The organism is Arboricoccus pini (assembly GCF_900187945.1).
GTDB classification, from domain to species: Bacteria; Pseudomonadota; Alphaproteobacteria; order Geminicoccales; family Geminicoccaceae; genus Arboricoccus; species Arboricoccus pini.
This window is the reverse complement of the sequence record NZ_FYEH01000004.1, coordinates 258,105-269,819: the sequence shown is the minus strand read 5'-3', so window position 1 is coordinate 269,819 and position 11,715 is coordinate 258,105. Positions and strand designations below refer to the sequence as shown.

Sequence of the window (11,715 nt, the reverse complement as noted above, 5' to 3'; positions counted from 1 at the left end):
CCGCTCTAAACCGTTGAGCCGTTCTCTGGGGCGGGCCATAGTCCAGCTCGGAGGGCAGCGCGGTTAGGCGCAAGGCTGATGGATCGGTAACATCACGGCTGCGTGCCGACTAGGACTGACGTGCAACCGTCCGCGAGCAAGGGCGGCCGAGCGAGGTAGATCCTCCGCAATGAGCCCACTGGTATGCATGGCGGCTCCCTCGGCATGCAGCCAGACTCCGGCGCAGGCCGCCTCGAACGCTGTTACGTTCTGCGCAAAGATGCCGGTTATCAAGCCGGCGAGCACGTCACCCGTTCCGGCGGTCGCAAGCGATGGGGGAGCCTCCCCCATGATCGCACTACGGCCGTCGGGCGTCGCCACGATAGTGTCGGCGCCCTTGAGAACAATCGTTGCGCCGCTCTCCCGCGCGGCACTTTCAGCCCGCTCTATGCGTGTACCCCGGATCGATGGAAAGAGGCGTTTGAATTCGCCTTCATGCGGTGTGAGAACGACGTTAGCGTGCAGCAATGCGCGCAGATGGGATGCGTTGGCCAGCACGCTGAGAGCATCTGCATCGAGGACTGCCTTTCCTGGCCGTCGCAGAATGAGTTCCAGTGTATCCTCTGTCGCCTTGGTGATGCCGGCCCCTGGACCGATCAGTATGACCGTGATCCGCTCATCATTCAGCAATTCTTCGATTTCTTCTTTACTATCTGCGATTTTCGTCATGACGCTCGTGAGCGTGCTTGCATAGATCGGGAGCGCGGAACTGGCCGTGACGACGCTTACCAGGCCAGCGCCAATCCGCAATGCCGCGATCGCAGCCAATCTTGAAGCCCCGGTACTCTTTGCCGGGCCGCCCACGATGAGCGCATGCCCGAACTTATATTTGTGGGAATCCGGTCCCCGTTCGGGAAGGCTGGATCCCCAAAGCGCCGGGCTGTTGGCGAACAGCCTTGGCGTCAGCCTGTCGATCAATTGAGCGTCTATTCCTATATCGACCACGTCGAGATGGCCGCGATTCGATCGACCAGGATACAGCAGGTGCCCTGGCTTTGCGGTGACGAAGCTGACCGTGTGAGTTGCCTTGATCGCCGTTCCACGAATGTCGCCGGTGTCAGCGTCTACACCGCTTGGTATGTCGACGGCATAGACCAACGTTTTAGGACGGTTCGCTCGAAGTTGGTTGACGCCGTCGACCACGCTGGCTGCTGCCGGGTCGAGGGCCCGATTCAATCCGACGCCGAACAATGCGTCGACAATGATGGATGCATTCTTCGGCGTTTCAGGCGTGATCGCCTCGACGGGACCCGTCCATCGGGCTCTGGCGGCCGCAGCGTCGCCCTTGAGATTCGCTGGCGGAATGAGGCTCGCCACGCGCACTGGCCAGCCCAACGCCGCCAGCTCGGTCGCAATGATCCATCCATCCCCGCCATTATTGCCAGGCCCGCATAGGACGAGAACCGGTTCTGCCGGTTTGTCGTGAAGCGTAATTCGGCGAGCTACCGCAGCACCTGCGGAGGCCATGAGCTCGAGGCCGCTTATGCCTTCAGCCTCGGCTTGGCGATCAAGCAACCCGGACTGGCGAGCACCCAGGAGCGGCCGTTTTGCCCAGGCGACCAGCCGGATGCCGGGGGCCACCCTTATGCTATCCTGTGGCGCGCCGATGCTGCGCGCTCGATCGCGGATGCGACTAGGCGGTCGAGGTTGAGGCGATGTCTGAGCATCTCCAGCATGCGCAGTTCGAGCTGCATGGCTGCACCATCGGCCGCGACCACGTCACAGGCCAGAGCGTAGGCGGTTTCCCGGAGCGGGGCGGGCAGCGCATCGGCGATCAACTCGAGTGCCAGATCAAGCCCATCCTCTTGGTCCAGAAGTTCAGCGCATTCCCGGCCCAGGTCGTCTATCCGGCTGCGATCGAAGTCCTGAAAGATCGGCAGGTGCTCGACCAGATAGGTCATGATATCGAGCTCCGCATCCGAGATGCGGTCGGCAGCGGACACCATCACCATCGTGTAGATAAGCGCAGCGTGATGATCGAGTTTGCGCTGCATTTGCCATACTCCTCGCGACGCCGGACCATCTCAGCATTCTGGTAGGGCATATCAGGGATGGAGCGACCTGTCGAAGGTGACAGGCCAACAGAGTTCCAGGACCCTGACAATCCCAGCATGGTCTCTATGCATGCCAACCACAAACCCGTGTTGGGCGAACCAGGCGTCAAGGACATTTTCCTGTCCTTGGCCAATCTCAAGAAGAATGCGGGTAGTGGGTCCGCTCAAGCGCATAAGATCGGGCGTCATGGCCTTGTAGGGTTCGATGCCGTCCGTCCCACCGTCTAGTGCCATCAAAGGCTCGAACAGCGCTACCTCAGGCTGCAGGTGCGCTATCTCCGCGTGAGGAATGTATGGCGGATTGCTAACGATGAGATCGAAAGGTCCCTCAATGCCTTTCGCCCAGTCTGCAAGAAAAAACTCCGTTGCCGCGTCGACGCCGTGTTTCCTCGCATTGGCTTTCGCGATCTCAAGGGCCGGGGCGCTGACGTCGCTTCCTTGGCCGGATGATCCCGGAAGTGACGTTAGGAGTGCCACGAGGAGGCAGCCCGAGCCCGTTGCAATGTCAAGGATGCGAGCTTGGTGCGCACCGGCGAGAAGCTGCGATCCCCGCTCGACGATCAATTCGGTTTCGGGACGTGGTATCAGGACAGCCGGGTTGACGTCGAATTCGAGGCCATAAAATTCTCGATGTCCCAGGATGTAGGCCATCGGTTCGCGCGCGGCGCGACGACTTACCAAGCCATCGTAGCGATGCTGCTGGGGCGTAGTCACTTTTGTCTGCGGGTCGCGGATCTGCGCCGCCTTATCCAACCCTGTCGCGTAGGCGAGGAGCAGACGTGCCTCCGCACGCGGGTTCTCGACACCTGCCGCCTTGAGGGCGGCGACGCCCATATCTAATAGCGTCGCGACGGACGAATCTCCCGACATGATCGAGATCTCAGCTTATCTCCGTCAGCCGGGCGGCTTGATCCTCGGCTATCAGGGCATTGATGAATTCATCGAGCGCTGCGCCGGATAGCACGTCATCGAGCTTATAAAGGGTCATATTGATGCGGTGGTCGGTCACCCTGCCTTGCGGAAAATTGTAGGTCCTTATTCGCTCGGAGCGATCGCCCGAACCGACTTGATCGCGCCTGTCGGCCGACCGCTCTGCCGACAGGCGGGCCCGCTCCATGTCGAAAAGTTTGGCGCGGAGGATTTTCAAGGCCTTCGCCTTGTTCTTGTGCTGGCTCTTTTCATCCTGGATCGCGACGACTGTCTGCGTTGGCAAATGCGTGATGCGAACCGCACTTTCCGTCTTGTTGACATGCTGTCCACCGGCACCGCTGGCACGATAGACATCGATGCGGAGATCGCCATCGTCAATGTCGACATCGACGTCCTCCGCTTCGGGCAGGACCGCGACGGTCGCAGCGGAGGTGTGGATTCGACCTCCGGCTTCGGTTACCGGCACGCGCTGAACACGATGGACTCCGGCCTCGAATTTGAGCAGCGCGAAAACGCCGGAGCCGGCAATTTCCGCGGTGACCTCCTTAAACCCACCGAGATCGTTCTCGCTCGCGGACAATAATTCCATGCGCCAGCCATGCAGGTCGGCATAGCGCTGATACATGCGCAGCAGATCCGCGGCGAACAAGGCTGCCTCGTCACCGCCCGTGCCTGCGCGGATTTCAAGGATCGCGCTCTTGGCATCGGCAATGTCCTTGGGCAGCAGTAGCAGCTTCAAGGCGCGCTCTTGCTCCTCCAGGCGCAGCGCGATGTCGGCTCGCTCCTGCATTGCCAATTCGCGCATCTCAGGATCTCCGGTCGCCTCCTGGCTTAATTCCTCGAGGTCCTTGAGTTCTCGGTGCGAGGCACGCCACAAGCCGATGGCTTCGGCCACAGGTTCCAGCTCGCTATATTCACGTGCGAGCGAGCTGAAATCCGAGGATTGTGCTGCCGAGAGAAGTGATTGCAATTCGTCGCGGCGGGCCAGTATGGCGTCCAGCTTGTCGTCAAAGTTGCGTGTGTGGCGAGAGCCATCGGATCGGCTCATGGGGACGAGCGATCCAAAGAACCGAGCCCTCTTGCAAGCAACTGCTCGACTAACTGACTCAGAGCCATTTCTTCTTCGACGCCATCGTCCAGGTTCTTGAGTCTGGCAACGTTCTTGTCCAGCTCATCGTCTCCAAGAAAGATAGCTATGCCCGCGTTGGCCTTGTCAGCCTTCTTCAGTCGTGCTGCGGGCTTTCCCTTATAGGCAAGTTCTACGGCAATGCCCGCATGGCGCAGCTCCGCTGCAACGACGGACGCTGCGCCTTCGGCTCGTTCGCCGATTGGGATCAGTGCGACAGGGCGCGTCGCGGCGGCTACATCGGCCAGAAGCATCGCCAGGCGTTCGACGCCTGCAGCCCATCCCACACCCGGGATATCTGGGCCGCCCATGACGCGCATCAAGCCATCATACCGCCCACCACCCATGACGGTACCCTGGGAGCCCAAGGCCGAGGTAACGAATTCGAAGGCGGTGTGATTGTAATAGTCGAGGCCGCGCACGAGGCGCGGGTTGAGCGTGTAGGGCAATCCAAGCTGATGCAGGCCTTCTTTGACCTTCTCAAAGAAGCTGCGGCTCTCAGGATTCAAATAATCGAGCACGATAGGCGCACCGTCAACGATCTGACGGTCTTCCGGGTCCTTGCTGTCGAGGATTCGCAGCGGGTTCCGTTCCAGACGCTCCAGGCTTTCACTCGACAGCTTGTCTTTGAAGCCGCTCAAATAGCTGACCAGAGCCGTCCTGTAGGCTTTGCGGCTTTCAGGATTGCCCAAAGTATTGAGCTCAAGACTGACTACGTCACCAAGCCCCAGCCTGGTCAGGATATGGTGACCTAGGGCAATGCATTCAATGTCGGCTTCCGGCTCGGGGGCGCCGATCAGTTCGACGCCGATCTGGTGAAACTGTCGCTGACGTCCCTTCTGTGGCCGTTCGTAGCGAAACATAGGCCCATAATAAAAGAGCTTTTGGGGAAGGGTCTGTGTCAGCCCATTGGTCAGCATTGCCCTGACGACGGCCGCGGTATTTTCCGGACGGAGTACGAGCGATTCACCGCCTCGGTCCGTAAAGGCGTACATTTCCTTGGTGACAACGTCGGAGACGTCTCCTAGCGTCCTTTTAAAGACGTCGACGAATTCGAAAATAGGCGTGGCGATCTCTTCAAACCCGTAGAGCGCTGCAGTCGACTGCGCCTCTTTCGCCACCTTTCGGTGCCGTCGAAGCTCTTCGCCGAGAAGATCATGCGTGCCGCGGACAGGACGTAGTTGAGTCATCACCGTATCGATCAAAGGAAAAGGCGGAGGAGGAAGAGGGGAAGGCGTTTCGGCGCGTAAGCGCTGCCCCTAGTCTGCATTCAGCAGCGATGCATGGCGATCTTCGATCGTGCCGGTACCAAATCGTCGCGCGATATAGTCCTCGATGATCGCCTCGAACTCCTCTGCGATCCTGGAACCGCGAAGGGTCATTGCTTTTTCGCCATCGATGAAGACAGGAGCCGTAGGATTCTCACCCGTTCCGGGCAGGCTGATGCCGATGTCGGCGTGACGGCTCTCTCCGGGGCCGTTGACGATGCACCCCATGACCGCAACATTGAGCTTTTCGACACCGGGATATTGTTCTTTCCAGTTCGGCATCTTGTCGCGCAGGAACGTCTGGATCTTGTCAGCCAGTTCCTGAAAGAAGGTGCTCGTTGTGCGCCCGCAGCCAGGGCAGGCCGTGACCTGGGGCAGGAAGGCGCGAATGCCAAGCGACTGCAAAATTTGCTGGCATAGCAGGACTTCGTTGGTACGGCTCTCATTGGGGACGGGAGTCAAGGAAGCGCGGATGGTATCGCCGATGCCATCTTGGAGAAGAAAGCCCAGTGCGGCAGTGGTCGCGGCCACGCCTTTGATCCCCATTCCGGCCTCCGTCAAGCCGAGATGAAGGGCGTAATTCGAGCGCTGCGCCAAGGCCCGATAGACAGCGATCATATCCTGGACGCGGCTGACTTTGGCGGAAATTACAATGCGATCTGCAGGCAGGCCAATGCATTCCGCCTGCGCGGCGTTTTCCAGGGCAGATCGTACGAGTGCTTCGCGAAGGACGAACTCGGCGGGACGCGGCGACGGGCTTTGGGCGTTGAGATCCATCAGCCTGGAAGCCATTTCCTGGTCCAGAGACCCCCAATTCACCCCGATCCGTACAGGCCGGCCGCAGAGCAGTGCTGCTTCGATCATCGCCTCGAACTGACGGTCGCGCTTGTCACCGAAGCCGACATTCCCGGGATTGATGCGTAGCTTGGCCAGCGCCGGACCGAGCTCTGACACCTCCGCTAGCAGCCGATGTCCATTATAATGGAAATCGCCCACCAGAGGCGTTTTCCAACCAAGCAGATCGAGACGCTCGCGTATGAGCGGGACGGCACGGGCCGACGCCTCGTTGTTGACGGTTACTCGAACGATCTCCGAGCCAGCGCGTGCGAGTTCGATGATCTGATCGGTCGTTGAATTGACATTAGCGGTATCTGTGTTCGTCATCGATTGAACGACGACGGGTGCGCCGCCGCCGATCGCAACGTCGCCGACCATTACACGATGCGTCAGACGCCGCTCGATCGTAGCTAGCTCAACCATCCTGCCGATCCCGAATTCCGCGACCGTTAGGCCGCCCTAGGTTTGGCTCGTGAGTTTCGGGAGTCGTATGCCCCTATGGCAGGCAGCGCGCAACCATCGCGCGGCGATCGCATGGATCTCGCGGGGCCAGCGCGTCCTCCTAGTGCTGTATTGAGCTTTGCCGGCTCTTCAGCTGTGACGGCGAGAGCGCCACGTCACGAACGACGCGACCGCTTTGACCTAAAACACCGAGATTCTGGCCGTCTACGACGACTTCCAACCCACCTGCATTCCCGGTCCAAAGCGCGAGATCGGTACGATTCGGCAATTCGATCCGTTGCCCGGGCGTTAATGTCGTCGTGCGGACGAAATCTCGATCCGCACTTTTGATCTGTATCCAGCTGTTTTCGCGGGCAACGAGGATCACCCTTGGCGCGTCGGCCGCAGCGGCCTCCATCGGATCGCTCGCTGGCGAGTGGTCCGGCAGGGAGGAGGCCTCTCCGGTACCGGTCGTATTCGTCTGGTTGGGGAGCGGGCCGGACGCCTTGAGCGCCTGCAGCAGGTCGGCGGTTGTCACCGGCGAAGAGGTATCGCCATGCGAGGGCGAGCTTGGCTGGACCGAAGCAGTCGTCCTGTTGCCGAGGGCATCCGCCGATGCAGGCAGTCGATCGCTCTGCGGCTGTTCGGCCGGAAGGGTGGCACCCGGGGCCTTGGCAATTTGGATGCTCTGTGACGGCGTTATGCTTTCCTCGGGCGAACGAGCCATTGAAGTCACGGCGGCCGCAGGCGCTAAGGAGGATTTCGGTTGCTCGGTCGGTGCCGACGTATTCAGCAACTCCGCTGTCATCCGCCCCAATTCCCCAGGCACCGACGTGACGCGGTCCAGCATCGGCTCGCCACGGAAATAGATGTGCCAAGTGCCGTAAATCAAGCCGATAAGGACGATCGAAAGGCCGAGAAGAAAACCACTGGGACGAGCAGTCTCTCCACTGATCGGTGTTCGATAGCGCAGGGGCGGAGAGACCTCGCTCCTGTCGACAGCCTGCTTCACCTGGCGGACGACATCGCCGCCATCGAATCCAAGATAATCCGCATAGCTGCGTATGAAGCCCAGGGCGTAAGCCCGCCCCGGCGTCAGCGAAATGTCGCCTTCCTCGAGTGCGTAGAGATAAGAAGGCTTGATGCGCAGATAACTGGCGACGTCATAGAGATCCTCGCCTCGGTTCTGGCGCGCCTCGCGCAAGGCCTCTCCCAACGAAACGATCAACTGCAGGGACTTGTCGTCCATCATGCTGCGCTGTTCAGGGATTCGCTGGCTCATGCTTCATCATAGCCTGTGTTAAGATAGCGTCGTGACGATTTTCGTAGCCTAGCAACCGCGCGTTGAAAAATGGTAGCAGGCAGCTCGGCATGCTCCAAACTCAATCGTAACGTTCTCGATCCTAGTCGAGAATTATGTGTTTCGGGTTAGCGTTACCTAGGCAGGCGCGAAAAAAAGATGGGTGTGGCATTCGCTGCTATTGGGGATCCAGTGTCGTAGCCCAAGTGCCGATATCGGGTAGGGCTATGCCGTGGTCGACGGCCCAATCGATCATGCTTGCGCGCAGATGGGAGCCGCCGGTTCGCCGCCCGGCCCAGTTACGCGCCGTATGCAAGAATTCTCTCAATCTTGAGGCATCCAGCGAGCGTATCATCGCCTTGATCGGTCCGATCTCCGATGCGACGACGGAGAGGTGGTGGACACCGAGAGCCACCAGCGCCATTGCTTCAATCGGCCGGCTGGCCATCTCGCCGCAGACACCAAGGCTCACGCCATAGGCCTGACATCGCTGAGCCAAATGCTCAATCAGGTTCAATAGCGCAGGTGAGAGCAAGTCGTAGCGTTCGGCCACCGCGGGATTGCCCCGATCGCAGGCAAAGAGGAACTGGGCCAGGTCGTTGGTGCCAACCGAGACGAAGTCGATTAGGGGAAGAAGATCATCGAGTTGGAACATCAAGGCGGGAACTTCCAGCATCACGCCAACCGTGACCTGTCGGGGGCCTTGGCCCGCGAGGCGGGCTTGGTTTACTTCCCGATCGAGAATGCGCCGCGCAGCGATGAGCTCGTCGACATCGGCCACCATCGGGAACATAATATAGAGTTCACGCTCTGCGGCAGCCCGGGCCATGGCCCGAAGTTGGGCAGCCAGAATGGCCGGGCGATCCAGCATCATGCGCATCGCGCGCCAACCTAGGGCCGGATTGTCTTCCGCTGGCATGCGCCAATAGGACACCTGCTTATCGCTGCCAATATCGAGCGTGCGAAAGATGACAGGCTTTCCCTGCGTCCGGTCCAGCACGTCGCGATAATGGGCGGCCTGATCCGCGACCGTGGGCAGGGTGCTGCGCGTCATGAAGGCAAGTTCGGTACGAAACAAGCCAATACCGTCGGCACCCGACTCCTCGAAGCCTACGAGATCGGCGAGGAAGGCAGCATTGATCGAGAGCCTTATCTTTATGCCATCGAGGGTGATCGCCGGCTGCACACGCAGTGCCTGATACGCTTGCCGTTGCTCTGCCTGCAGTTGCACGGTGCGCGTGAATGCGTGGAGAACGTCGTCCGTTGGTCGAAGAAAGAGCGTGCCGTGCGAACCATCGAGAGCGACAATGTCGCCAGATTCAATCAGCGACATCGCGCTGTCGACCCGTCCGACGACCGGTATGTTGAAGGCACGGGCGACGATTGTGACGTGCGCCGTGAGCGAGCCTTCTTCCAAAATGATGCCGCGCAGCCGGGTTCGATCATACTCAACGAGTTCGGCGGCCGACAGGTTGCGCGCGACGATGATTGCGTCGTCCGGTAGATCGGCAGGCCCCTGTAACGCTGCCCCGGTCAGATGCCGGAGCAAGCGATTGGCCAGATCATCCAGATCCAAAAGCCGCTCGCGAAGATAGGGGTCGCTGGCATGGCCGATGCGCAGCCGGGTTTCTTCCTGGACGCGCCGGACGGCGGCCTCCGCGGAAAGACCGGTGTCGACGGCCTCGCGAATACGCCGGCGCCAGCCAGTATCTTGCGCAACCATCCGGTAGGTTTCTAGGACCTCGCGATGCTCGCCGGCCGCAAGGTCACTGCGAGCGAGCATTGCGTCGAGCGAAGCCTTGAGTTCCTCCATGGCGGCATCGACCCGGTCGCGCTCATAGGCCGGATCATCGGACAGGAGGCGCTCAATCTCAACGCGCGCCTCGTGCAGGAAAGCGTGCCCAACGGCAACGCCGTCTACCAGTCGTCGTCCTTCGAGGCGCTGCGGTTCATGAGACAGCCCCGGCACATCCCCGTATTGCGCAGGATCGACGAGGCCGCCGGAGGCGAACATCTCCGCTAGCACCGAGGCGATGATCTGGAGCGCCTCGACCTCTTCCTCGCTGTAGATGCGACGAGCGGAGTTCTGGACGGTCAGGACGCCGACGACGCGCCCCGATCTTAGGATTGGAACACCGAGGAACGAGGCGTAGTTCTCTTCCCGGGTCTCGGGGAAATAGCGAAAGTTCGGATGGCCTTGGGCATCCGCCGTGTTGATCACGACGCCAGTGGCAGCGATACGACCGACCAGGCCTTCCCCGACGCGCATGCGCACATGATGCACGGCTTCGCCGGCCAAGCCTTCCGTCGCGAAAAGCTCGATCACATCGCCGGCGCGTTGAGCGTAGACCGAACAGACTTCCGCAACGAGATTGGCAGCGATCATCTTGACGATGCGATCCAGCCGCTGCTGGGGGCTGATCTGCTCGGCTACGACCTCGATGAGCCGGCGCAGCAGGCGGCGTGCGCTGCCGAATTCTGCACCACGGCGAGGCTCCGCGCCCTGGTCAGACGTCGTCCGGTTGACGTAGGGGCCTGTCACTTAGGCGGATCCGACGGCCCTGGAGTGTTCTGGGAACGATAGTCAAGATCGCGGGCCAGAGCCAATTCGGTCTGGATCAGAAGTTCCTCGAGGATCGAGGTGGCCGGCTGGATTTTTCTGACTAATCCAACACTCTGGCCCGCCATCAGAGATCCGTTTTCGACATCGCCTTCCACAACCGCGCGCCGCAAGGCACCTGCCCAGTAATGCTCAATCGCGAGCGAGGCCTCCTCGAACGTGAGCTCGCCTGCGCGAAATTTCCCGCTGATATCAACTTGCGTTCGCGTGAAGCGCTCCGTTCCCGCATTAGCCAGGGCGCGGACGGGAATGACGCGAAAATTCGGGTCGACCTGGACGGAGACCACCGCATCGCGTGCCGCCGCACGCACGAATGCCCGCTTGAAAGCGGGGTGCGCTTTGGACTCTTCGGCGCAGACGAATGCGGTGCCCATCTGAACGCCGGCAGCGCCCATATTGAGATAAGCCGCGATCGCCTCCCCGTGGCCGATGCCTCCCGCCACGAAGACCGGCACATCCCTGATGGCGGGTAAGATCTCTTGAGCCAGCACCGAGGTCGCGACCGGCCCGACATGCCCACCTGCCTCGTGACCTTCAATGATCAGCGCGTCAGCACCGTCGCGGACCAGCTTGCGGCCAATCGCGGCGCTCGGCGCGAAGCAGAGAATCTTGATGCCGGCCTGCTTGAGCTTTGCGATGATCTCACGTGACGGTAGGCCTCCGGCCAAAACGACATGAGTCGTCTTCATCATAATGCAGACATTCACGAGGTCGCTCAAGGCCGGGTGCATCACGATGAGATTCACACCGAAGGGTTGGCTCGTCTTCTGTTGCGTCGCGCGAATCTCACCTTCCAGCTGCGATGGGTTCATGGCGCCGCAGGCTAGGACGCCAAAGGCGCCCGCGTTCGAAATGGCACTGACCAACTGGTGCTCGGAAACCCAGGTCATAGCCCCGGCCATGATGGCTAGTCTCGATCCCAGGAATGCGACGCCGGTTGACCAGCGATGGTCCGTCAATGGATGAAAATGCTGGTCCGTCATCGACTTCTTCCGGCGCTCGTTGGGTCGGCCCGTCACCGGGATAGGACTCAGCCCAAACGGGGATCGACACGCTCGGTTCTCAAAACGTTCAACCGAAACAGATGATATGGTCGACCA

Annotated in this window: 9 protein-coding genes; all 9 read right to left on the bottom strand. The window is 60.5% G+C overall.

Annotation, left to right across the window (positions count from 1 at the left end):
- Nucleotides 1-63 precede the first annotated feature (63 nt).
- The 9 genes from CFB17_RS07675 to CFB17_RS07635 all read right to left on the bottom strand — a co-directional run bounded on the left by CFB17_RS07675 (nucleotide 64) and on the right by CFB17_RS07635 (nucleotide 11,598).
- Nucleotides 64-1,620, bottom strand: coding sequence for an NAD(P)H-hydrate dehydratase (locus tag CFB17_RS07675; RefSeq protein WP_279311718.1), 1,557 nt, complete (start codon nucleotides 1,618-1,620; stop codon nucleotides 64-66).
- A 2-nt stretch (nucleotides 1,621-1,622) separates the two neighbouring features.
- Nucleotides 1,623-2,033, bottom strand: a complete 411-nt coding sequence (locus CFB17_RS07670) for a tellurite resistance TerB family protein (protein WP_088560816.1) — start codon at nucleotides 2,031-2,033, stop codon at nucleotides 1,623-1,625.
- Between the two features lie 51 nt (nucleotides 2,034-2,084).
- On the bottom strand, nucleotides 2,085-2,963 hold the full coding sequence (gene prmC / locus CFB17_RS07665; protein WP_088560815.1) for a peptide chain release factor N(5)-glutamine methyltransferase: 879 nt from the start codon (nucleotides 2,961-2,963) through the stop codon (nucleotides 2,085-2,087).
- 10 nt (nucleotides 2,964-2,973) lie between these two features.
- Nucleotides 2,974-4,071 carry a peptide chain release factor 1 gene (gene prfA, locus CFB17_RS07660; protein WP_088560814.1) on the bottom strand — a complete coding sequence of 366 codons (1,098 nt, stop codon included), beginning with the start codon at nucleotides 4,069-4,071 and terminating at the stop codon, nucleotides 2,974-2,976.
- Entirely contained in the window at nucleotides 4,068-5,339 is a 1,272-nt protein-coding gene (gene hisS / locus CFB17_RS07655) for a histidine--tRNA ligase (RefSeq protein ID WP_088560813.1), read from the bottom strand. Before hisS ends, prfA begins: the two co-directional genes overlap by 4 nt.
- Before the next feature lie 69 nt (nucleotides 5,340-5,408).
- Nucleotides 5,409-6,677 carry a flavodoxin-dependent (E)-4-hydroxy-3-methylbut-2-enyl-diphosphate synthase gene (gene ispG, locus CFB17_RS07650; RefSeq protein ID WP_088560812.1) on the bottom strand — a complete coding sequence of 423 codons (1,269 nt, stop codon included), beginning with the start codon at nucleotides 6,675-6,677 and terminating at the stop codon, nucleotides 5,409-5,411.
- Nucleotides 6,678-6,816: 139 nt separating this feature from the next.
- Nucleotides 6,817-7,977 carry a helix-turn-helix domain-containing protein gene (locus CFB17_RS07645; protein ID WP_088560811.1) on the bottom strand — a complete coding sequence of 387 codons (1,161 nt, stop codon included), beginning with the start codon at nucleotides 7,975-7,977 and terminating at the stop codon, nucleotides 6,817-6,819.
- Nucleotides 7,978-8,173: 196 nt separating this feature from the next.
- Entirely contained in the window at nucleotides 8,174-10,537 is a 2,364-nt protein-coding gene (gene ptsP / locus CFB17_RS07640) for a phosphoenolpyruvate--protein phosphotransferase (protein ID WP_088560810.1), read from the bottom strand.
- Nucleotides 10,534-11,598, bottom strand: a complete 1,065-nt coding sequence (locus tag CFB17_RS07635) for an NAD(P)H-dependent flavin oxidoreductase (RefSeq protein ID WP_088560809.1) — start codon at nucleotides 11,596-11,598, stop codon at nucleotides 10,534-10,536. The genes ptsP and CFB17_RS07635 overlap by 4 nt, the downstream gene beginning before the upstream one ends.
- Nucleotides 11,599-11,715: the final 117 nt, after the last annotated feature.